At 35.1% G+C, this 21,097-nt stretch carries 25 protein-coding genes; 13 read left to right on the forward strand and 12 right to left on the reverse strand.

What is annotated here, in order from left to right:
- The first annotated feature begins 42 nt into the window (after nt 1-42).
- Nucleotides 43-534, forward strand: coding sequence for a septal ring lytic transglycosylase RlpA family protein (locus G3A47_RS05550; RefSeq protein WP_166921193.1), 492 nt, complete (start codon nt 43-45; stop codon nt 532-534).
- A 175-nt stretch (nt 535-709) separates the two neighbouring features.
- Here the strand turns inward: G3A47_RS05550 and G3A47_RS05555 are convergent, their stop codons facing one another.
- Complete coding sequence (locus G3A47_RS05555) at nt 710-1,165, reverse strand: DinB family protein (RefSeq protein WP_166921194.1); 456 nt, start codon at nt 1,163-1,165, stop codon at nt 710-712.
- A gap of 79 nt (nt 1,166-1,244) precedes the next feature.
- Between G3A47_RS05555 and G3A47_RS05560 the strand changes: the two genes are divergently transcribed.
- The 5 genes from G3A47_RS05560 (at nt 1,245) to nadD (ending at nt 4,461) form a co-directional block, all read left to right on the forward strand.
- Nucleotides 1,245-1,595, forward strand: a complete 351-nt coding sequence (locus G3A47_RS05560; protein WP_166921195.1) for an arsenate reductase family protein — start codon at nt 1,245-1,247, stop codon at nt 1,593-1,595.
- Between the two features lie 218 nt (nt 1,596-1,813).
- Nucleotides 1,814-2,674 (forward strand): YicC/YloC family endoribonuclease, encoded by an 861-nt coding sequence (locus G3A47_RS05565; protein WP_166921196.1) that lies wholly within the window; start codon nt 1,814-1,816, stop codon nt 2,672-2,674.
- A 198-nt stretch (nt 2,675-2,872) separates the two neighbouring features.
- The gene (gene gmk, locus G3A47_RS05570) at nt 2,873-3,445 is read left to right on the forward strand and encodes a guanylate kinase (protein ID WP_166921197.1); all 573 of its coding nucleotides are present in this window, start codon (nt 2,873-2,875) and stop codon (nt 3,443-3,445) included.
- Nucleotides 3,446-3,481: 36 nt separating this feature from the next.
- Nucleotides 3,482-3,847, forward strand: a complete 366-nt coding sequence (locus G3A47_RS05575) for a four helix bundle protein (protein ID WP_166921198.1) — start codon at nt 3,482-3,484, stop codon at nt 3,845-3,847.
- A gap of 32 nt (nt 3,848-3,879) precedes the next feature.
- Complete coding sequence (gene nadD, locus G3A47_RS05580) at nt 3,880-4,461, forward strand: nicotinate (nicotinamide) nucleotide adenylyltransferase (protein WP_166921199.1); 582 nt, start codon at nt 3,880-3,882, stop codon at nt 4,459-4,461.
- Between the two features lie 6 nt (nt 4,462-4,467).
- On the opposite strand, the gene G3A47_RS05585 is transcribed toward nadD, so the two are convergent.
- From G3A47_RS05585 to G3A47_RS05620, 8 genes are all read right to left on the reverse strand, one after another.
- Complete coding sequence (locus tag G3A47_RS05585; RefSeq protein WP_208328341.1) at nt 4,468-4,821, reverse strand: PKD domain-containing protein; 354 nt, start codon at nt 4,819-4,821, stop codon at nt 4,468-4,470.
- Between the two features lie 149 nt (nt 4,822-4,970).
- Nucleotides 4,971-6,437, reverse strand: coding sequence for a nicotinate phosphoribosyltransferase (locus tag G3A47_RS05590; RefSeq protein ID WP_166921201.1), 1,467 nt, complete (start codon nt 6,435-6,437; stop codon nt 4,971-4,973).
- 71 nt (nt 6,438-6,508) lie between these two features.
- A complete protein-coding gene (locus G3A47_RS05595; protein WP_166921202.1) occupies nt 6,509-7,051 on the reverse strand; it encodes an RNA 2'-phosphotransferase in 543 nt (180 codons plus the stop codon).
- Between the two features lie 85 nt (nt 7,052-7,136).
- A complete protein-coding gene (locus G3A47_RS23980; RefSeq protein WP_306783611.1) occupies nt 7,137-8,168 on the reverse strand; it encodes an O-acetyl-ADP-ribose deacetylase in 1,032 nt (343 codons plus the stop codon).
- A complete protein-coding gene (locus G3A47_RS05605; RefSeq protein ID WP_166921203.1) occupies nt 8,165-8,578 on the reverse strand; it encodes an ADP-ribosylation/crystallin J1 in 414 nt (137 codons plus the stop codon). Before G3A47_RS05605 ends, G3A47_RS23980 begins: the two co-directional genes overlap by 4 nt.
- Nucleotides 8,579-8,618: 40 nt before the next feature.
- Nucleotides 8,619-9,452, reverse strand: coding sequence for a ribose-phosphate diphosphokinase (gene prs, locus G3A47_RS05610; protein WP_166921204.1), 834 nt, complete (start codon nt 9,450-9,452; stop codon nt 8,619-8,621).
- A gap of 73 nt (nt 9,453-9,525) precedes the next feature.
- Nucleotides 9,526-10,218, reverse strand: a complete 693-nt coding sequence (locus G3A47_RS05615; RefSeq protein WP_166921205.1) for an NUDIX hydrolase — start codon at nt 10,216-10,218, stop codon at nt 9,526-9,528.
- A 288-nt stretch (nt 10,219-10,506) separates the two neighbouring features.
- Nucleotides 10,507-11,403 carry a LysR family transcriptional regulator gene (locus G3A47_RS05620; RefSeq protein WP_166921206.1) on the reverse strand — a complete coding sequence of 299 codons (897 nt, stop codon included), beginning with the start codon at nt 11,401-11,403 and terminating at the stop codon, nt 10,507-10,509.
- Nucleotides 11,404-11,489: 86 nt separating this feature from the next.
- Between G3A47_RS05620 and G3A47_RS05625 the strand changes: the two genes are divergently transcribed.
- The 3 genes from G3A47_RS05625 (at nt 11,490) to G3A47_RS05635 (ending at nt 14,713) form a co-directional block, all read left to right on the forward strand.
- Nucleotides 11,490-12,260 (forward strand): type 1 glutamine amidotransferase domain-containing protein, encoded by a 771-nt coding sequence (locus G3A47_RS05625; protein WP_166921207.1) that lies wholly within the window; start codon nt 11,490-11,492, stop codon nt 12,258-12,260.
- A gap of 4 nt (nt 12,261-12,264) precedes the next feature.
- Nucleotides 12,265-13,422 carry an iron-containing alcohol dehydrogenase gene (locus G3A47_RS05630; protein WP_166921208.1) on the forward strand — a complete coding sequence of 386 codons (1,158 nt, stop codon included), beginning with the start codon at nt 12,265-12,267 and terminating at the stop codon, nt 13,420-13,422.
- A gap of 295 nt (nt 13,423-13,717) precedes the next feature.
- Nucleotides 13,718-14,713 carry an NAD(P)H-dependent glycerol-3-phosphate dehydrogenase gene (locus tag G3A47_RS05635; RefSeq protein ID WP_166921209.1) on the forward strand — a complete coding sequence of 332 codons (996 nt, stop codon included), beginning with the start codon at nt 13,718-13,720 and terminating at the stop codon, nt 14,711-14,713.
- 135 nt (nt 14,714-14,848) lie between these two features.
- Here the strand turns inward: G3A47_RS05635 and G3A47_RS05640 are convergent, their stop codons facing one another.
- The 3 genes from G3A47_RS05640 to G3A47_RS05650 form a co-directional block, all read right to left on the reverse strand.
- Complete coding sequence (locus G3A47_RS05640) at nt 14,849-15,256, reverse strand: hypothetical protein (RefSeq protein ID WP_166921210.1); 408 nt, start codon at nt 15,254-15,256, stop codon at nt 14,849-14,851.
- A gap of 75 nt (nt 15,257-15,331) precedes the next feature.
- Nucleotides 15,332-16,351 carry a phenylalanine--tRNA ligase subunit alpha gene (gene pheS / locus G3A47_RS05645; RefSeq protein WP_047776842.1) on the reverse strand — a complete coding sequence of 340 codons (1,020 nt, stop codon included), beginning with the start codon at nt 16,349-16,351 and terminating at the stop codon, nt 15,332-15,334.
- A 110-nt stretch (nt 16,352-16,461) separates the two neighbouring features.
- The gene (locus tag G3A47_RS05650) at nt 16,462-16,818 is read right to left on the reverse strand and encodes a hypothetical protein (RefSeq protein WP_166921211.1); all 357 of its coding nucleotides are present in this window, start codon (nt 16,816-16,818) and stop codon (nt 16,462-16,464) included.
- Nucleotides 16,819-17,507: 689 nt separating this feature from the next.
- Between G3A47_RS05650 and G3A47_RS05655 the strand changes: the two genes are divergently transcribed.
- The 4 genes from G3A47_RS05655 (at nt 17,508) to G3A47_RS05670 (ending at nt 21,006) form a co-directional block, all read left to right on the forward strand.
- Entirely contained in the window at nt 17,508-18,059 is a 552-nt protein-coding gene (locus G3A47_RS05655) for a CvpA family protein (protein ID WP_166921212.1), read from the forward strand.
- Between the two features lie 94 nt (nt 18,060-18,153).
- Nucleotides 18,154-19,254: a helix-turn-helix domain-containing protein gene (locus G3A47_RS05660; protein WP_166921213.1), complete on the forward strand. Its 1,101-nt coding sequence runs from the start codon at nt 18,154-18,156 to the stop codon at nt 19,252-19,254.
- A 77-nt stretch (nt 19,255-19,331) separates the two neighbouring features.
- Nucleotides 19,332-20,324: an alpha/beta fold hydrolase gene (locus tag G3A47_RS05665; RefSeq protein ID WP_166921214.1), complete on the forward strand. Its 993-nt coding sequence runs from the start codon at nt 19,332-19,334 to the stop codon at nt 20,322-20,324.
- 7 nt (nt 20,325-20,331) lie between these two features.
- Nucleotides 20,332-21,006, forward strand: coding sequence for a hypothetical protein (locus G3A47_RS05670; RefSeq protein WP_166921215.1), 675 nt, complete (start codon nt 20,332-20,334; stop codon nt 21,004-21,006).
- Nucleotides 21,007-21,097 lie beyond the last annotated feature (91 nt).

A 21,097-nucleotide genomic window follows, 5' to 3' on the forward strand; every position in this document is an offset into this window, starting at 1 on the left:
ATATTATTTGTACAAACTCCCCAAGTCTGAAAAAAATAAACTATGAGAATTAAAAAAAACATTTTAATCCCTTCACTTACATTACTTTTTTTAAGTTGTTTCACTTATGTTATAAGTCAAACTAAACCTGCTGCAGAATCTAAAATTGTTGAGGACACTGTAAAAAACAGCAGACCAAGTATAATAGCACTCCCAACAGATTCTGTCTTTACTGATAAAGGTTTAAAACTAAAACTATACAAAAAAGCAGCCCATGCCTCCTACTACGCTGACCGTTTTAACGGAAAAAAAACGGCAAACGGAAGCAGATTCAACAACAACAAGTATACAGCAGCCCATAAAAAACTCCCTTTCGGGACAAGAGTAAAAGTAACAAATGAAGCCAATGGTAAATTTGTAATCGTAAAAATTACCGATCGAGGTCCCTTCGTACGAACACGCGAAATTGATTTATCTAAAAGAGCCTTCATGGAAATCGCCAAAAACAAAGGTGCCGGCGCCATGAAAGTAACTATTGAAACCATAATCGAATAAAAAAAGAAGCCATCTCTTGTGAGATGGCTTCTTTTTTAACCTCAAATAGCGTTTCTGCTCCACCATTGATTTCAGAAAACAAAACCTTACTTAAATGAGCTTACATCACTTACATGGTTTAACAAAAAACTGTGTTTTGCAAAAGAATAGATTTACCAATTGCAAACCTCTATCTTTAAACAAGCTTTTTAAGACTCAATACTACTCCCGTATGAATCCCTTCATGATAATTATTGAAGTTTAACCCATCCTCTATAGTACGAAGCGTAAAACCTATACTTGTTGTATACTCCTGATACACCTTAAATAACTGATTTTCGTAATCTAAAACGGCTTGATCAAAAGTTTCCAAAAGCAATTTTCTCACCTCATCAACTTCGGCTTGCGAGACATCACCTTCGGGTTTAGTATCTTTTTTGTATTTCGCAACAAACTCATCCGATACCTTCATCGGCAACCCTGACAATCTGTACAATAAAACCTGCTGTGTCGCAACGCAATGTGCAATATTCCAAATTAAATTATTCTTAAAACCGTCCGGAATTTTATTTAACTGTTCTAACGAATGGTTGTCCAAAACCTTTAAAAGAGTATTCCTTACGGTTTTGTGTACTTCAAAAACTGAATTCATAATTTTATTTTTTTTTATAAAATTAGGCAATTTTATATTTCAAATGAATTTTCTTTGTACTCAATTAAATTTAGAAATCATGAACAAAATATATTACCTGGCTTCTTGCGACACCTGTAGAAAAATCATCAAAAATCTTCCTAAAGACCACAATCTGGTTTTTCATGACATCAAGCAAAACCCTATAACCGAAGCTGAGCTGGAAGAAATGTATCAACTTTCGGGGAGTTACGAAGCGTTGTTTAGCAAAAAAGCGCAGTTGTACAAGTCGATGGATTTAAAAAACAAAGCACTAACCGAAGCCGATTTTAAAAAATACATCCTCGAGCATTACACCTTCATAAGCCGTCCGGTTTTTATTATAGATGGCAAAATTTACATTGGCAACAGCCAACAAAATATCTTACAGGTGATGAAAGCTTTGGAATAAAAGCCCCCTAAAAAACCACCCTCACAAAATTTACCCACGAATTTCACAAATAAAACCGGTCCGGAATTTGTGAAATTCGATCTTTTCTAACATTGATTCCTTCACATTCGTGAAATTCGTGGTAAAAAATTGTAAAATCTATTGTACTCAACAGATTGACGATTTGACACGCAAGACTGCAAACTTTTAATTATCTTTGCGCCTTTACACTCAATTATATGATACAATCTATGACAGGGTTTGGCAAAGCTTCTTTGCAATTGCCTACAAAAAAAATTACCGTCGAAGTAAAATCCTTAAACAGTAAAGGCTTAGATCTAAACGTAAGAATGCCATCGCTTTACCGCGAAATGGAATTAGGTCTGCGAACTTTTATCTCTACCAAACTGGAAAGAGGGAAAATTGATTTCGCAATTTACGTTGAAAGTACTGCAGAACAAACTTCGACTAAAGTAAACGTTCCTGTTGTTAGAAACTATATTGCCCAACTGCAAGAAGTTTATCCAAATGCTGACGAAACAGAATTAATGAAAATGGCAATTCGCATGCCGGATACTTTAAAAACGGAGCGTGAGGAAATTGACGAAAATGACTGGGAGCAGATTCAGCTTATCGTTGAAGAAGCACTTCAAAACATCCTAAATTTCAGAAAAGACGAAGGCGAATCTCTTGAAAAAGAATTCAATCTCAGAATCGGAAACATTCGTCAGTATATGAGCGAAGCTTTGGCTCTTGATCCGGAACGTATTCAGGCTATAAAAGACCGTTTACAAACCGCTATTTCAGAACTGCAGGTAAATGTAGACGAAAACCGTTTCGAGCAAGAATTAATCTATTATTTAGAAAAATTAGATATCACAGAAGAAAAGGTACGTTTGACCAATCATTTAGACTACTTTTTAGAGACGATAAAAGGCACAGAAGCCAATGGTAGAAAATTAGGCTTTATTACACAGGAAATGGGCCGCGAAATCAATACTATGGGATCTAAGTCCAATCACGCCCAAATGCAAAAACTGGTTGTGATGATGAAAGACGAACTGGAAAAGATTAAGGAACAGGTTTTAAATGTTCTGTAGCGATTGTAAGATGTGAGATGTAAAATGCAGGCTGTAAGATGTAAGTAAAAGACAACTAAAAACTAAAGCTTATTCCCTGACACATAAAGCTTATCACCGGAAACATATACCTACAAACTGTAAGTCACAAGCACAAAAACAAACTAAAAGCTTAAAGCACATTGCACAGCATACCGCTTAAAGTCTAAAGCATACATAATGAACAAAGGAAAATTAATTGTTTTTTCGGCTCCATCTGGATCAGGAAAAACAACTATAGTTAGACATTTACTTGGGAAAGAAGATTTAAATTTAGAATTTTCAATCTCCGCAGCTTCACGTGACCCGCGTGGAGAAGAAATTAATGGAAAAGATTATTATTTTATTTCGTTAACAGAATTCAAAAAACACATTAAAGCAGAAGATTTCCTGGAATGGGAAGAGGTTTACCGTGACAATTTTTACGGCACTTTGAAATCTGAGATCGAACGTATTTGGGCATTAGGCAAAAATGTGATTTTCGATATTGATGTTGCGGGCGGATTGCGTATAAAACATAAATTCCCGGAGCAAACACTGGCCGTTTTTGTAAAACCCCCAAGTGTCGACGAATTAAAACGCCGCTTAAAACAACGTTCTACCGAAAGTGATGATAAAATCAACATGCGAATTGCAAAGGCATCTGTAGAATTGGCCACAGCACCACAATTTGACACGATTATAAAAAACTACGATTTAGATACCGCCAAAGAAGAGGCTTATCAATTGGTTAAAGCTTTTGTTTCTAAGTAGAGTAATTAGTGAAAAGTAATTAGTAATTAGCTAAAAATGGGTGAAATAAAATCGTACAAAGATTTATTGATTTGGCAAAAAGGAATTAAAATTGTCACTTTAGTTTATCAATTAGTAAAACTATTTCCACAAGAAGAATTATATGCTCTAACAAGTCAGTTAAAAAGAGCTTCTGTCTCTATTCCATCAAATATCGCTGAAGGTTATGGTAGAAATACAGATAAATCGTTTAGTCATTTTTTGGATATTTCCAGAGGTTCATTATTCGAAATTGAAACACAGTTACTAATTGCCAGTGAACTTGGTTTTATAACAAATCAAAATCTGTACAACGAAATTTTAAGTCAAATTGAAGAAGAGTCTAAAATGATTAATGCTTTTTCCAAGACATTAAAAAACTAATCACTTCTCACTAATTACCAGTTACTAAAACTATGAAAATAGGCCTTTATTTCGGAACGTACAACCCTATTCACGTTGGTCACCTGATCATTGCCAATCATATGGCAGAATTTGCCGGTTTAGATCAGATTTGGATGGTAGTTACCCCTCACAATCCGTTAAAAAAGAAATCAACTTTATTGGATGATCAGCAGCGATTGCAAATGGTTTATCTGGCTACAGAAGATTTCCCAAAGATAAAACCTTCTGACATCGAGTTCAAGCTCCCTCAGCCTAGTTATACTGTCAATACACTGGCACATTTACATGAAAAGTATCCAACCCATGAATTTTCTTTGATCATGGGCGAGGACAATCTTAAAACACTTGATAAATGGAAAAACTATGAAGTGTTATTGGCTAATTATGACATCTATGTTTATCCACGCATATCAGCTGAAGAAGAAAATGTCGAGCTAAAATCGCATCCAAAGATTCATATTATCGATGCGCCGATTGTAGAAATTTCTGCTACTTTTATCCGAAACAACATTAAAGAAGGTAAAAACATTCAACCGCTTTTACCTCCTAAAGTTTGGAAATATATTGATCACAATAATTTCTACAAGAAATAACCCATATTATTCAACAGTCACGTTTCTTTTTGGCGAGAAGGTACAATTGCTCTTCCCGCTTTTGACAGAAATATCCGCTTTTACAGCAAAAGTTCCTGCTTTACTGTAAGTGTGCGAAATTGTTTTAGTGGTAACCTCCTGAACCGTTCCATCTCCAAAATCCCATTTTACAGAAACAAAGGTGTAACTTCCACTATAATCCACAGTAAAGTTAACTTTCTTTTTGTCAGTGGCGTCCTTACTGTCCGTTATGTGAACACGTAAAGATTCTCCAACACAATCAATTATTCTTTCTGTATCCTTTTTACTGCAGGAAAAACCAAGAAAAATAATTGCGACTACTACGATAAGAGATTTCATTTTCATTTTTTTATAAGATTTAAATTACTATTTATATACAATAAAAATAGAATTGCTCTTCCAGATTCAAAAAAAAAATTTATGACTGATAGCCATAAAATCATATCTGTAAAAAGCCCGAATGCGATTTACATTCGGGCTTCTGTGTTTTATACTGTTGCCAGCTCTTTTTTGACATTATTTCTGATTTCAGCAAGAGATAGATCAATAAGTAGTTTTCCATCTCTAAAAACCTCTTTTAATTCTCCTTTTCGTTCTTCTTCCCAGGAAACATTATCTGTTAAATGGTACACCCCGTCTATCAAGTCAATTTTCATTAATCCCTTAGCCGATTTTTTGGTTCCGTCGTCTGTAATCGGATCTTTGAAAATTGCTCTTCCTTCCCCATTTACTTCTCCGTAAGTCGCTTTCATTGCAAAACCAAAAGTATCTCTGGTGTTGTATTGATAAGTAAAAGAACCGATTCCAAGAACAATATTGGTAGATGCAAATCCTTTTACTTTTAATCGTTCACAGATTTGAGTGGCTCTCGCAACGGTAATACTGTCACCGTAGATTGCACCAATCTGTGGCACCAGTTCCTTAAATCCTTTATCGTTTGTAGTTCCACCGAAAACATCCCAAAGCAACTCTATGACACCTTTCTTTTCTTGTTCCGTTTTTCCGTTCGGATTTCCACAAATGATATCTACAGGATCACCGCTGTCCGGACGAATGACTACTTTACCTTCTCTGGAGATTATTTCTTCTTTTAATCGCGGTAAATAATCCGTCAGTACTTTCCATAAATCCCAGGTATCAGAAACAATTGAGACAATTCCTTTCGGATAAACTTCAGTAATTAATCTTTTGAAAGTTTCACATTCCCCTTCAGTAGTTCCCATACACATTACCGAATGTTCTGTGGCCGCAACCGATCCTGCAATTAATTCCACATCTGAATTGGCCTTGTAATACTCTTCCATAAAATCAATGGCAGGAATTGTATCTGAACCTGTAAAACTCAACAAATGACCTGCCGCAGAAGTTAAGGCAGCTTCAATTCCTCCCATTCCTCTCATAGAAAAATCATGCGCCTGCCAATCTACAAATTCAGGGACTGATGATGTCTCCTGAGCATATTTGTCTAATACTTTTCTATACTCTTTAGCAATTGTCGCAGAATTACAGGGTAACCAAACGACAGCCGAAAGCAAGGTTTCGAAATAATTTGTCAGCCAGAAAAACTCCGGAAGAGTATTGTACATGGTAAACATTGGCACTCGAATAGGCACACTCGCTCCTTCCGGTAATGCTTTAAAAACCATCGGAATATATCCTAAATCATGTAAATCTTCGATATGTTTAGTTCCAACGAGATTTTCTCCCAAATAATTATTGATTCTTCTGGCATATTTCTGAACCACTTCTTCTTTAGACTGCTTGAAAAAATGCAATTCAAAATCCTGAATAATATATTTTTTAATGAAATATTGCAATCCGAAAAACACAACTTCTTCAACACCTTCAATTCTTGATTTTCTAGGCGTCCAATTAGAATACACTACTGTTGTTCCTTCCGGGTATTGTCTTCTGTGGTCTACTTTGTAACCATCAGTTAGTAATAATGGGTTCATGGTTTATTATATTAATTTTTAACTTTAATTTCTTCCTCTCTCGTTTGGATATAATTCTTTGACGATATCACTTAAAACTGAATGTACTTAGCAGGAACTTCATTCGTCAACCAAACACCGTTTTCCGAAAGATAAAACTTGAAGCCTTCCTGCTGCATTCTTCCGGCAGCTACAATTAAGATAATCGGCTTCCCTCTTCTGCCTCCAACTTTAATCGCTGTTTCTTTGTCTTTACTAAGATGTACGTGCTGGCGACTCATTTTCTGCAAACCGATTTCTTTAATGCTATCGATACTTGCAGCTACAGTTCCATGATACAAATAATCAGGCGGTTCAATCTCATTCAGATTCAGTTCAATGTCTATCGAATGCCCTTGACTGGCTCTTATTTTTGTTTTGTCCTCGTTGAACGCAAACCGTTTTTTATCGTTGGTTTCGACGACAATAGTTAGTGCATCCAAATCTAATTTCACTTCCTGATTTTTACTTTGAAGGATCAATTCGTCAACATTGGCCCAGCCGTTTTCGTCTAATTTTAAATTTATGGTTTCAGGTGAATGACGAAGTACGAAGCTTAAAAACTTACTTACTCTTTTTATCTCTTTTTCGTTCATTTTATTCTACTTATTTAATTTCAAGAAAAATCTCTCGGACAAATCGTCAATATCATCTTTTCTTGCCAAAACAGATATCCATTTTTCAGGAATAAAAACAGGCAAATACCGACCTAAAATGCGCATGTGTAATGGACGAAACTTCTTTAACTTTCTTATAAATAACTTCAATATCATTTTCCTTTTGAAGATAAAATACTAATGGTAAAATTCTCATTAGAGAACCATTCCCATTATCTTTTTCCTCAAAACCTCCACACAATTCCGGCGAATGTCCTCTTCCTATATTATGAATTGCACTTCTGGTAGCAATTCCAATATCAAAAACTTTTCCATGCGGTGTCCACAATTCGCCACCGTACCATTTCACAAAATTCTTCGCAATGTCAGACAAATCATAACCTTTACATAAACTTTCTGCTAAACAAAAAGCCAAAGAACTATCATCGCTCCAAGTCCCGATTGGCTGAGAATGTGTTCCGTACCCCATCATTTCCGAAACAGGATTTTCCTTCAAATAATCTCTTGATTCAAATTCAACAGGAACACCTAAGGCATCCCCAACTGCAATACCAAATAAACCTGATTTAATTCTATACTCAAAATCATTTTCCATTACATTATTATAGATCTCAAAATTTTCATCATCAAAACAAACAAAAATTATTCTTTCAAATTCATTTTTCTTATCGAACAAATAAATAGCATTTAAAGCAATTTCTGCCGCTTGAACCTTTGGAAACTTATATATTCCAGTACTTATGTTAGGAAAAGCAATCGTTTTTATATTATGATTAATTGCCAGTTCCAGAATACTTAAATAACAGCTCTTCAACATTTCTTTTTCAGAGCTCTTACCACCATTCCAAACCGGACCAACAGTATGAATAACATATCTTGATGGCAAATTTCCTGCAGAGGTAATAACCGCTTCACCAACTTTACAGCCTCCTTGTCTATTTCTAATCGCAATGCAATCATCCAGTATGGCTTTTCCGCCTTTTCTATGAATTGCTCCATCAACACCCCCACCACCAAGAAGAGATGTATTTGCAGCATTCACAATTGCATCAACTTGTACTTCTGTTATATCTCCTTTGATAACTTCTAAAATCATTTTCTAAAACTATCTAATTTGTTTCTCAGCTCAGCATTATCACTTATAAAAGAACGCTCTGTAAAATAAACATTTACCAATTCTATTACTCCAAATATATTGTCATTAAACTCCATTAAATCTTCAGAAGGAACCCAAAGTTCGTTATGACTTTTATCTCCTACATTTTGAATTTCATACTTTTCTAAGAAAACTGTCTTAACTTCAAAAGCTGTGACAATCCCAATAAATCCTGAAAATTCATCAACAGTATTCCATTCAAAGGCAATTTGTTCAGCATACTGCTGATTCGTAACCGGATAAAAGATAGGCTGCCAATCTAATCTAGGCGGAAATTTAGTATAATCGGTCTCTGCAATTAATTCCATTTCTTTCAATCCTACCGGACGATACAATCTTGTTGTTTCCATAGTCATACTATTTCAATTTGATTCATTGGGTAAATCACCTTCATACCAGCTGATCTAAACCAACTACTTCAACATTCTCTCCTTCAAAATCTTTAAAAGAATTCGTTGTAAATATTCTTTCGAAGCAATCTAATACTTCAAAACCTTTGTTGAAAATCCCGTGGCTTACGGCCAAATATAGTTTTCCGGCATTCTTATTTTTCAATTCTTCGGCTAAACCAACAAATGTTCCGCCTCCGTCGCAAATATCATCTACAATTAAACAATCTACCCCTTGTAAATCGTCTTCGTATACTTTAAAACCGGACAATCTTCCTGTTTTCACATCACGACTTTTACTACATTCCACCACCTCGACTCCACCTAAAAACTCAGAAACTTTATAAATTTTCTTTAAAGCTCCTCCGTCCGGTGAAATCAATTTTACATCATTACCAATCTTTTTTATAACCGTCTGAATAAAAGTGTGGTTGGGGATTACCTCACAATTGTTAACCAAAGCAGGTGTTACTTCAGAGTGAGCATCGAAAACAAAAACTTTCTGCAACTGCATGCCGTTTATAATATCTGCATACACTTTTACAGACAACGGCTCCCCTTTGATCATTACTCTGTCCTGACGTGCAGCAGGAAAATAAGGAATAAAAAGATTAATGATTTTCACATCCATTCGTCTCAAAGCATCTACGGTCAAGCACAATAACCCTAAATCATTAAAGGAGTTCAAACGTTGTGTAATTGTAATTTCCTGATTGACATCAAAATCAGGATTAATTTTGATGTGTGGTTCTCCACCTGAAAAGGTAAAGCTTTTAAATTCTATTTCTTTTTGACCATTAAAAGGTTTAAAAGCCGGGTCTAAATTAAGTATCATATTTTTTTAGTTTGCGTTAATTATACGCAAATATACATTTTATCTTTTATCAAACAATTATTTTGTGTAAAAATTACGCAAACTTAATTTCAAAATGAAACCCCTCCTTTAATAAAGCGCTGTATTTCTGACTATTAAATTTAAATAATTTAGCTGGTCTCCCTGTTTTTAGCGGAGAGAAATTAGCTGTTTCTTCAATAATTCCGAAGCTAAGAATCTTTTTTCTGAAATTTCTTCTGTCAATTTCCTTCTCTAAAATGGTACAATATAAATTTTCGAGTTCTGAGAAAAGAAACTCATTGGGTAGTAAATCAAAACCAATAGGTTCGTAGGTAAGTTTTGCTTTTACCCTTTCTATTGCTTTTTTCAAAATCAAGTTATGATCAAAAGCAAGCATAGGAACTTCCTCTACTTTACACCATTGTACTTTTTCAGCATCAGAATCAGCCTTGATTATTAATTTAGAGGGATCCACCAAAGCAAAATAGGCAACAGAAATAACGCGATTTCTGGGATCGCGACAAACATCATCACCAAAAGTAAACAGCTGCTCCAAATAATTTACAGCAACATTAGTCTCTTCTTTCAACTCTCTTTTTACCGCATCCTGTAAAGATTCATCATTCTTCACCAATCCGCCGGGAAAAGCCCAGTAAGATTCCTTAGATCCAAACTTTTGCTCAATTAAAAGCACATACAACTGATTGTTTTGATAGCCAAAAACAATTGCGTCTACAGCAACACGGATATTTTGATTTCCTGACATAATGCGTATAATTTACACAAATATAGATACAATTTACTTTAGGTAATTGAATAACGATTAAAAAACAATTTCTCGCAAAGGCGCAAAATCGCAAAGTTTTTATCACGCAGATTTAGCAGATTGCGCTGATATTTTTATTTTGTTGCACCGAAATAACAATCTGAATAAATCTGCAAAATCTGCGTGAAAAAATTTATCCGCAACCAAAAAGCAATTTCACGCAAAAATCCAAGACAACAAATCAAAAAACTTTGCGATTCTGCGACTTTGCGAGAAAACCAATCAACATTATCCCAAAACAGCTTTCAATTCTGTAGAAATTATCTCAAAAAGCGAGTTTAAGTTATTGTTTTTAGCGGTTAATAAAAACACATCCACATCTGGTAATTGATCGCTTTTCCACAACAACTGTAATTTCTTATCCTCAATAAACTGTTTGGCATTACAACTCCAGGTAATAGCCACACCCGAATTTCTCGAAAGTGTTTCTAACATCTGATATTCTGATGGAATAATATAATTAGGAACCATTGATGGCCTTTTTTTGTTAAAAGCATGCAACCAAAATATTTTTATATGCGGAATCCGGGCTTCGTGACTGTACCATTTCTGTTCGTTTAACCATCGCTCCATTTCTGTAAAATTTTGAGCTTGTATCTTCTGATTAAACTCCTCCATTTCTTGTTTTAAAGAAGTCACCATCACCAATTTTATCTGGCCTACAATTTCCTGAACGGTATCGAACGTATCATAACGGCGGGTAACAATAGCAAAATCAAGCTTTTTACTATCCACAAGGGCAAAAAGCGAATCATTATCAGCAAAAGTAAAATCGATGAAATCAAACTTGGAAATCAAGATACTCCCTAAACTACTAAACAAATTTTTTGAAATACCGACAGACACCAATCTTTTAGAATCCTGAGCCTTAGCCCTAAAACCGCTTTCAACATTTTCTAAACGATCAAGAGCATCAATAATTAAATTATTAAGCAACTTAGCGTATTCAGTTGGCTCTACTCCTTTTGACTTCCTGTTGAATAATTTATTCCCCACATGCGCTTCCAGCATTGACATCTGCTGACTAACAGCCGGCTGACTCATAAACAATTCTTTGGCAGCGATCGAAAAATTCCTGTTTTTATAAACCGATTTAAAAGTTCTGTACCATTCCAGATTTACCATGACATAAATATATTTATATCAAACATAGTTTATTTTATTTTTACTGATATCACTTTAGCTGTAAATTTGTTTAAAAATTAAATCATATGAAAAAAATAATAGCATTTGCGCTTCTGGCAATCGCAGCTGGTAACCTTACTGTTTCAGCTCAAAAGTCAAATAAAAAAGGGATAAAAAAAGTGTTGTTTGTAGTAACCAGCAATGATAAACTAGGCAACACCGGAGAAAAAACAGGATTCTGGTCAGAAGAATTTGCCGCTCCTTATTATGAATTACTTGATAAGGGTATCGAAATTACAATTGCATCTCCTCTTGGAGGTCAGCCACCAATTGATCCTAAAAGTGCAGATCCGGCTTCAGCCACTGAAGACACCAAAAGATTTGATGCTGACCAGACATTACAGAAAAAATTAAAAAATACACTTAAACTTTCGACTATAAATCAGGCGAGTTACGATGCTGTATTTTATCCGGGAGGACATGGTCCGTTATGGGATCTGGTTGAAGACAAAAGTTCAATTGCCTTAATTGAATCTTTTTATACCCATAAAAAACCCGTTGCTTTTGTTTGTCATGCTCCGGCAGTTTTGAAAAACGTAAAAGTAAAAGGAGAATACTTGGTAAAAGGCAAGAAAGTAACCGGTTTCACCAATGAAGAAGAAGCTGCAGTTGGCCTGTCGAAAGTAGTTCCTTTTCTATTGGAAGATGCTTTAACACAAAATGGAGCAAAATTTTCAAAAGCCGCAAATTGGCAACCCTATGCAGTAGAAGATGGTCTTTTAATTACAGGTCAAAACCCGGCCTCGTCTAAACTGGTAGCGGATAAATTATTACAACAACTAAATAGTAAAAAATAAGTACATGTTAAACTTTGAATTATACAATCCGACGAATTTAATCTTCGGAAAAGGGCAAATAGAAAAACTTTCAACCTTAGTTCCCAAAGATGCAAAAATCCTTCTGGCCTACGGGGGTGGGAGTATTTTTAAAAACGGAATTCACGAACAGGTAATCCAAAATTTAAAAGATTTTCAAATTATAGAATTTGGCGGAATAGAACCCAATCCTCATTTTGAAACTTTAATGAAAGCGGTTGACGTTATTAAAGCAGAAAAAATAGATTTCATTCTTGCCGTTGGCGGTGGCTCTGTCATTGACGGAGTAAAATTTATCTCAGCCGCAGTAAACTTTGACGGAAATCCGATAGACATTCTTCAAAAACGTCTTTTAATAAAAGAAAATGCAGTGCCTTTTGGAACTGTTTTGACCTTACCGGCAACGGGAAGCGAAATGAATTCGGGAGCAGTAGTAACGATTCAATCCACACAGGAAAAACTGGCTTTTGGCGGTAGTGCTTTATTTCCAAAATTTTCTATCTGTGACCCTACTGTTATTGCCTCTTTACCAAAAAGACAATTACAAAACGGTGTTGTAGATGCCTACACACACGTAATGGAGCAATATCTGACCTATCCACATGAAGGTTATTTACAAGACCGAATTGCGGAGGGAATTTTACAGACTTTAATCGAAGTTGGCCCAAAAGTGGTAGAAAATCCGACAGATTATGCCTTGGCTTCCAATTTTATGTGGAGTTGTACTATGGCTTTAAACGGCTTGATCCAAAAAGGAGTTCCTTCTGATTGGGCAACGCATATGATTGGACACGAATTAACCGCTTTGTATGGTATCGATCATGCCAGAACTTTAGCGATTATAGGCCCAAGCTTATATCAGGTAATGTTTGACACCAAAAAAGAAAAACTGGCACAATACGGAAGACGTATTTTTGGCTTAACGGGTTCTGATGACGAAGTGGCAAAAGAAGCGATTAATCAGACAGTAGCTTTCTTCCATACTATGGGAATGGACACCAAATTATCACAATACACAGATAATTATGGCGAAACTGCTGATTTCATTGTAAACCGTTTTGACGAAAGAGGATGGAAAGGTTTGGGTGAAAAACAACTAATTACCTTGGAGAAAGTAAAATCTATTGTAGAAATGAGTTACTAAAACTTCAAATGAATTAAAATAGAAAGGCGTTCTTAAACTAACTATAGGAACGCCTTTTCAAAATACTAAAACAAAACTAACTAACTCAATTTTTGCTAAACTCATTAAAATTCTAATTTATAAATACTTACAACGTAAGGCTTACAATTTTATTGTGTGACTGTTAAAATATTTTTACAATTAATGCAAACTGCCTGAAAACCATTGTGATTACAAGCGTCAATTTAAAATTCTTAAATCAGATTTTGTATTATTACTACTTTATTAAGTACTTTTGCTTCAAATTATTAAAATAATGAGCGAAAATTTAAAGTTTGCCGTAATTGGAGGAGGAAGCTGGGCAACAGCAATTGTAAAGATGCTTTGCGTAAATCTTTCTGAAATTTCGTGGTACATGCGTAATGATGCTGCTATAGAGCACATTCAAAAATACAAGCACAACCCCAATTATTTAAGTTCGGTGGAATTTGACACCCAAAAACTTAAATTAACCAACAATATAAATGAAGCTGTAGCCTACGCAGATTATATCATCTTTGCTATCCCTTCAGCTTTTTTAGATGCAGAACTAAAACATCTTACTGTTTCTCTGGCTGATAAAATTATTTTTTCTGCTATTAAAGGAATTGTTCCGGAGACCAGTTTAATTGTTGGAGAGCACTTCCATATACAATACGACATTCCTTATTATAATATCGGTGTAATTACCGGTCCTTGTCATGCTGAAGAAGTGGCATTAGAAAGACTTTCTTATTTAACTATTGCCTGTGGCGACCCGGACAAAGCCAAAAATGTTGCGAAAACGCTTTCCGGAAACTATATAAAAGCCAAAATCTCTGACGATATTATCGGAACGGAATATGCTGCCATGCTTAAAAATATTTATGCAATTGCTGCCGGAATTGCTCATGGTTTGGGTTACGGCGATAATTTTCAATCGGTTCTGATGAGTAACGGAATCCGTGAAATGAAAAAATTCATTCGAAAGGTACACAAAATGAAACGTAACATCAATGACTCTGCTTATTTAGGCGATTTATTGGTTACAGGATACTCCGTTTTCTCCAGAAACAGAATGTTCGGAAATATGATTGGAAAAGGGTATACTGTAAAAAGTGCCATGATGGAAATGAGTATGGTTGCCGAAGGTTATTACGCCACAAAAAGTGCCTACAAACTCAATCAGGGTTACGGTGCGAAAACGCCTATCATAGACGCTGTTTATGCCGTTCTGTACGAAGGAAAAGATGCTAAATCGGTTTTTAAGAAATTAACGGAGTCTTTGGATTAGTTTCTTTTTAGAAAAAAGAGAATAGAGAATATAGACTTTATTACCATAAAATAAAAAAGAGTCAAGACAACCTGATTGTTCTTGACTCTTTCTGTATAGCCTATTCTCTTTTCACATTTTACATTTCACTCCTCACTATTTCACCATAACCCCTTCAACAAACAAAATAGGCACTTCTTCCGTATCGTTTTCGTTAATATGATTCGCTTTGAAAATGAATTTCTTGTCATATAATGTATTCCCAATGAAGAAAGTCACCATAAACTCGTTGTTTAAAACTAAAAGGCTTTTCTCTACCATTTCGATTTTAACTACAGAAACAGCAGGAACCTCAACAAAAGCATGTCTTAAAATCGAAGTCTTTTTCATTTCACCATCGATAGTTCCAAATGCTTTAGAAACTACCATAACACTATCCAGATTAAAGTCACTATCGTTTACTAAATAAGCGTACCAGACTTTCTCCATAAAATCATCGCTCCATTCCTGAACGGCAGCAAGAAATACATTTTCTACTTCCGGGATTGTTATATCTTTTTTCATAGCTGTCAAAAGTTACAAAGTCAAAAGCCGAAAGTCCCAACTTTGAGACTTTCGACTTTTGACTTTTGACTTAAATTATATATTTGATTTAAATTGCTCTAAGAAACGAACATCATTCTCGTAGAACATACGAATATCACCAATTTGATACAGTAACATTGCAATACGCTCTACTCCCATTCCGAAAGCAAAACCATTGTACTCATCAGGATTGATGTCGCAATTTTTAAGAACGTTAGGGTCTACCATTCCACATCCTCCAATTTCCAGCCAACCTGTTCCTTTTGTGATACGATAATCTGTTTCGGTTTTTAAACCCCAATAGATATCAATCTCGGCACTAGGTTCTGTAAAAGGGAAATAAGACGGACGCAAACGAATTTTAGACTTACCGAACATTTCTTTTGTAAAATACAATAAGGTTTGTTTTAGGTCTGCAAAAGAAACGTTTTTGTCAATGTACAATCCTTCTACCTGGTGAAAGATACAGTGCGAACGTGATGAAATAGCTTCATTACGGAAAACACGCCCCGGAGAAATGGTACGGATTGGCGGTTTATGATTTTCCATATATCGTACCTGAACCGATGACGTATGCGTACGCAACAGCACATCAGGATTGGTCTGAATGAAAAAAGTATCCTGCATATCACGCGCCGGATGGTATTCCGGTAGGTTTAAAGCCGTAAAATTATGCCAGTCGTCTTCGATTTCCGGCCCTTCAGAAACGTTAAAACCTATATTTGCAAAAATATCAATAATCTGATTTTTAACAATCGAAATTGGATGGCGTGAACCAATGATTACAGGTTCAGCCGCACGTGTTAAATCTCCAAAAACACCTTTAGCTTCTTCTTTGCTCTCTAATGATTCAACAATTGCTTTTACTTTATCCTCAGCAGCTGTTTTTAGTCCATTGATAACTTGTCCGAATTCTTTCTTCTGGTCATTTGGCACGTTTTTAAATTCAGCAAAAAAGTCGTTTAAAACTCCCTTTTTTCCTAAGAATTTAATACGGAATGCTTCCAGCTCTGCTGCATTTTCTGTCGAAAACGCTTCTGCTTCGCCGATATACTCTTTTATCTTATCTATCATTTCCATTCTATAATTGAGGGAACAAATTTAGTCATTTTAGTTGAAAGTTAGCCGTTACAATCACAGTTTTAAGAATACAATTAGCGGAAAATTGTGACTTTAACTTAATTTTATTCAATTAACTTTCTTTCTAAAAAATAATTTACAATCGCTTCTTTCATCAAAACCGATTGTTCACCTGCCTTTAGAGGCGGTAATTCTTCTTTTACGCGGTAATGAGGCCAGCCTTCATCGTCGAAAAATTCAAATTCATAAAAGCCATAGGGCTCCAACAATCGGCAAATAGCAATATGCATTAAATTTAATTTTTCATCTTTTTTGAATTCACGATGCACTTTTCCAAGTTCCTGAACTCCGATCAGATAAATAATAGAATCTAAATCAAGGTCTTCGCCTTGCGAAAATTGATTTGAAAGTATATCAACGAGCTTCTCCCAGCGCTCTTTTAGTTGTGTATCTCTGGACATGTGTTATATGATTTTAGATTGCAGATCTTAGATTTCAGATTGTTTTTGTAGAATCTTTTTTTTATCTAAAATCTACAATCTGAACTCTAAAATAAGAAATGCAAAGATAGTAACTAGAAATACAACGCACTAAAGTTTTTATTCCACCGCAACACAACATAACATTCTACGCGCAAAAAATTGAACACGAATTGCACGAATTTGCACGAATTATTTTTAAAACTTAGACATAATTAACTCAAGTAACCGATTCGTTGTTTTACTTACAGCAAATAAAAGATAGATTAAAAATGAGTTTTACTAGCCAGAGATTTAGACATAAAACCTCATAATTTGTTACTGTGCTTCATCAATTCACACAAACTCTGTCACCCCCACGCCTACAAGTAACTAAAGCTTGCTCTTCTTTCACATTTCACATTTTACATTCTACATTTTACATTTTACATTCTACATTTTACATTCTACATTTTACATTCTACATTTTACATTCTACATTTTACATTCTACATTTTACATTCTACATTCTACATTCTACATTTTACATTCTACATTTTTACAAACAGCAACTTGAATTAATTACCATTCAACAATCAAGTTCAGGTTTACCAATAATATCCTTCCTTGTTTAACAGTAATAATTTTAGAATTCCTCTATATTTGCGGCTTCATTAATCACAAATACGAATATGAGTTTTTTAGATATTATTTTGGGTGCTCTTTTGGCTTTTAGTTTATACAAAGGCATCAAAAATGGACTTTTTGTAGAAATTGCTTCTTTTGTTTCTTTACTATTGGGAATTTATTTAGCCATGAAATTCTCTTCTTTAATGAGAGACATTATTGCTAAACATGTAAGCTGGAATCCCACTAATATTCAGGTTACCGCTTTTATCCTGACTTTTATTCTAGTAGTGGTTGGCGTTTATTTGTTAGCCAAATTTCTGACCGGAATTGCTGATTTTGCTCATCTGGGATTAGTTAATAAATTGGGTGGCGGTTTTTTCAGAATCTTAAAGACCATTCTTATTATAAGTATTGTTATCGCTCTTTTTGAAAAAATAAATTTCAATAACATCTTTGCAAAAAAAGAAACTTTAGACCGATCTATTTTTTACAACCCTGTTAAAAAAGTAGCGGCCTTTGTCTATCCGTCTATTGAAAAATGGTACGATGCTTTTAAAGAGAATCACAAGGAAGATGCTAAAGAAAAGTCCTCAGCCGAATCTGAAAAAGAATAATTTTTTAGAAACATTTCAATCTCAGATATCTGACAGAAATAAATTATCTTGCCTACTATTTCCAACATGAAATTTCACTAAAATTATTTAGAATATGTTGTATCTGGCAGGCATCATAATTACTGCTTTTTTGGTTTTTATTCTGATCAGTAAGAAAAACAAAAGCACCGCAGATAAGATTCTGGCCCTTTGGTTATTTTTTACGGGTTTTCATCTGTCATTATTTTATCTGCATTTTAATGACCATTACATCAAATTCCCTTTTTTACTGGGGCTTGAACTTCCTTTACCACTGATCCAAGGGCCTTTTTTGTATTTATACACCACAGCTTTAACCAGTCCGAATCAGAAAAGGAAATATGCTTTTTTACATTTCATACCGTTTCTGATTGCTTTTCTTGTTCTGATTCCATTTTTTAGTTTGCCTTTTGAAAAGAGAATAAGCATCTTTAAAAATGGCGGAAAGGGGTACGAAGACTTAATTACCATTTTATATGCTTCGATTTTACTTTCGGGAATTGTATATGCTTTTCTTTCTCTTAACAAACTTTCGAAACACCGAAAAAATATTACCGATCAATTCTCTTTTACAGAAAAAATCAATCTGACCTGGCTACGTTATCTGATTTTTGGCTTGGTTATTATTTGGCTCGTTGTCATTTTCTCCGACGATCGGTACATTTTTTCAGTCGTGGTCTTTTATCTTTTTTTCATTGGCTATTTCGGAATTAAACAGGTTGGCATTTTCACCAACCAGCCACTACCTGTAAACAACCCTCCGGAAAAAATTTCTATTGAAAGTGAGCCAACTGAAAATCAACTGGAAAAAGTTAAATATGAAAAATCAGGTCTAGGTGCTGATGAACTTCAATCCATTCATCAAAAGCTAACCGCCATGATGCAGAAAGAAAAACAGTTTAAAAACCCTGATTTAACTTTAACGGAACTATCCCAAACCCTTAACGTACATCCAAACATTCTATCGCAGGTCATTAACTCTGTCGAGCAAAAAAATTTTTACGATTACATCAACTGTCACCGAGTTGAAGAATTCAAAAATCTGATTCAACTACCCGAAAATCAAAAATACACTTTGCTTTCTTTGGCTTTCGAATGTGGGTTTAATTCTAAAACGGCCTTCAACCGCAATTTCAAAAAGGCAACCGGAGTTTCTCCTTCAGAATATTTAAAATAAAATAGAACCACCTTACAAGTTGGGGCGACCCGTAGCGTCATACGGCACATCTTTGCAGAAATTTAAAAAATTATGCCATGAAAAGTACCGTAATTTATTCGCTGACATTCGCTGTTTCCGTATTTCTTTTTTTCGGATGCGAACAGGGGAATGAACTTAATGAACCCGGAAATCTGGTTCCAAAAACCGTTGATCAGGACAACTCTCTTCCTTCCATTTTTGTAAATGGAACACAATTACATGCCGAAACTTTCGGAAATCCCAACAATCCGATGCTTGTTTTTTTACATGGCGGTCCCGGTTCGGATTACCGAAATGGTCTCAACGCCAAACAACTTGCCAACGATGGTTATTATGTGATATTCTATGATCAAAGAGGTTCCGGATTATCTAAAAGACATGATAAAAAAAGTTATTCCATACCCTTATTTTTAGAAGATCTTACCGAGGTTATCAAGTATTACAAAACCGGCCCCAATCAGAAAATTTTCCTGTTTGGACATTCCTGGGGTGCGATGCTTGCCGCAGCCTACGTTAATTCTTATCCTGAGCAAATTGATGGTGTTATCCTTGCCGAGCCGGGTGGTCTTAACAAAAAACTACTGGATGACTATGGTGAAATGAGCCGAAAAATGGATTTGTTTTCTGAAACTACAAGCAATTTATTATACATCGATCAGTTCTTGACCGGCAAAGAAAACCAACACGAGCTACTCGATTACAAATTCGCACTTTCGACAAATTTCTCCTATGCCAAAGGCAATAAAGAAGGCATCCCCGGACCGTCACCATTCTGGCGAATTGGAACTGCTGTTTTGGAAAGCCTTGCAGACATTGCTAAAAATGACGGTTTTGACTTTACTACAAATCTCAAGCAATACCAGCCTCCGGTCCTGTTTTTATACGGTGACCTTAATCAATCTTACGGATTTGGTTTTGCGCAAAAAGAGGCCGCCTTTTTTAATACCGCAACAATTGCAGAAGTAAAAGGTACGGGTCATGAAATGATTTACTTCAAATGGGAAAACGTCCATCCGTTAGTTCTGAATTATTTAAATGCTTTAAAATAGTCACAAAATGAAAATGACATCAATAATTACCGCTCTCTTACTTTGGATCTTGAGTTTTACGACAGTCCACTCTCAAACCATCAACTGGAAAAATCTGAAAAAGGAGGAAAAACACATCCTAAATGCCTCTATCGGATGGGAACACAGTCTGGTTTACGGAATTGCTTATGGCTATAAACTAAAAACTAAATTACCAATTGTCATTGATGCCTCCTTTTCTATTCCGTCGGGTGAAACTGTTTTTGATGATTTCAAAACCAAAATTGGCGGACAGGTCAATGTCTATCAAATCAATAATTTCTATTTTAGTGCAGCTGTGCACGGTATTTACCGACGTTTTGAAAATCCTTTGGCCACACTGCAAAATTTTGGTGCTGATGCAACTGCCGTAATTGGTTATTACAAACCCAAATGGTTTACCGCCATAGAATTTGGTTTTGATAAAGCGATCGTCACCCATTTTAAACACAGCGAAATCTATCGGGAAGTATATCCAGAAGTAAAAGATGGATGGTACGAACCTTCTACAGGAGGAAATTTCAATTACGGAATACAAGCCGGTTACTCTTTTAATCAAAGTGATATCACGCTAAGATTAGGAAAAATCATAACGCAGGATTTTAAAACCGTACCTATGGTTCCTTTTTATCTACAATTAGGATACAATTACAAACTTGATTAATTTTTTTTATTACAAACCCTTTTATAAACAAACCCTACAGGTTTTTGAAACCTGTAGGGTTTAAAAATTCGATAAAATCAACTAAAAAAGT

This window comes from Flavobacterium poyangense (assembly GCF_011751075.1).
In the GTDB taxonomy this organism is placed as follows: Bacteria; Bacteroidota; Bacteroidia; order Flavobacteriales; family Flavobacteriaceae; genus Flavobacterium; species Flavobacterium poyangense.

Coding starts and splice junctions, on each gene's coding strand:
- G3A47_RS05550 (WP_166921193.1), top strand. CDS start 43: ATGAGAATTAAAAAAAACATTTTAATCCCTTCACTTACATTACTTTTT.
- G3A47_RS05555 (WP_166921194.1), bottom strand. CDS start 1,165: ATGAATTCAGTTTTTGAAGTACACAAAACCGTAAGGAATACTCTTTTA.
- G3A47_RS05560 (WP_166921195.1), top strand. CDS start 1,245: ATGAACAAAATATATTACCTGGCTTCTTGCGACACCTGTAGAAAAATC.
- G3A47_RS05565 (WP_166921196.1), top strand. CDS start 1,814: ATGATACAATCTATGACAGGGTTTGGCAAAGCTTCTTTGCAATTGCCT.
- gmk (WP_166921197.1), top strand. CDS start 2,873: ATGAACAAAGGAAAATTAATTGTTTTTTCGGCTCCATCTGGATCAGGA.
- G3A47_RS05575 (WP_166921198.1), top strand. CDS start 3,482: ATGGGTGAAATAAAATCGTACAAAGATTTATTGATTTGGCAAAAAGGA.
- nadD (WP_166921199.1), top strand. CDS start 3,880: ATGAAAATAGGCCTTTATTTCGGAACGTACAACCCTATTCACGTTGGT.
- G3A47_RS05585 (WP_208328341.1), bottom strand. CDS start 4,821: ATGAAATCTCTTATCGTAGTAGTCGCAATTATTTTTCTTGGTTTTTCC.
- G3A47_RS05590 (WP_166921201.1), bottom strand. CDS start 6,437: ATGAACCCATTATTACTAACTGATGGTTACAAAGTAGACCACAGAAGA.
- G3A47_RS05595 (WP_166921202.1), bottom strand. CDS start 7,051: ATGAACGAAAAAGAGATAAAAAGAGTAAGTAAGTTTTTAAGCTTCGTA.
- G3A47_RS23980 (WP_306783611.1), bottom strand. CDS start 8,168: ATGATTTTAGAAGTTATCAAAGGAGATATAACAGAAGTACAAGTTGAT.
- G3A47_RS05605 (WP_166921203.1), bottom strand. CDS start 8,578: ATGGAAACAACAAGATTGTATCGTCCGGTAGGATTGAAAGAAATGGAA.
- prs (WP_166921204.1), bottom strand. CDS start 9,452: ATGATACTTAATTTAGACCCGGCTTTTAAACCTTTTAATGGTCAAAAA.
- G3A47_RS05615 (WP_166921205.1), bottom strand. CDS start 10,218: ATGTCAGGAAATCAAAATATCCGTGTTGCTGTAGACGCAATTGTTTTT.
- G3A47_RS05620 (WP_166921206.1), bottom strand. CDS start 11,403: ATGGTAAATCTGGAATGGTACAGAACTTTTAAATCGGTTTATAAAAAC.
- G3A47_RS05625 (WP_166921207.1), top strand. CDS start 11,490: ATGAAAAAAATAATAGCATTTGCGCTTCTGGCAATCGCAGCTGGTAAC.
- G3A47_RS05630 (WP_166921208.1), top strand. CDS start 12,265: ATGTTAAACTTTGAATTATACAATCCGACGAATTTAATCTTCGGAAAA.
- G3A47_RS05635 (WP_166921209.1), top strand. CDS start 13,718: ATGAGCGAAAATTTAAAGTTTGCCGTAATTGGAGGAGGAAGCTGGGCA.
- G3A47_RS05640 (WP_166921210.1), bottom strand. CDS start 15,256: ATGAAAAAAGATATAACAATCCCGGAAGTAGAAAATGTATTTCTTGCT.
- pheS (WP_047776842.1), bottom strand. CDS start 16,351: ATGATAGATAAGATAAAAGAGTATATCGGCGAAGCAGAAGCGTTTTCG.
- G3A47_RS05650 (WP_166921211.1), bottom strand. CDS start 16,818: ATGTCCAGAGATACACAACTAAAAGAGCGCTGGGAGAAGCTCGTTGAT.
- G3A47_RS05655 (WP_166921212.1), top strand. CDS start 17,508: ATGAGTTTTTTAGATATTATTTTGGGTGCTCTTTTGGCTTTTAGTTTA.
- G3A47_RS05660 (WP_166921213.1), top strand. CDS start 18,154: ATGTTGTATCTGGCAGGCATCATAATTACTGCTTTTTTGGTTTTTATT.
- G3A47_RS05665 (WP_166921214.1), top strand. CDS start 19,332: ATGAAAAGTACCGTAATTTATTCGCTGACATTCGCTGTTTCCGTATTT.
- G3A47_RS05670 (WP_166921215.1), top strand. CDS start 20,332: ATGAAAATGACATCAATAATTACCGCTCTCTTACTTTGGATCTTGAGT.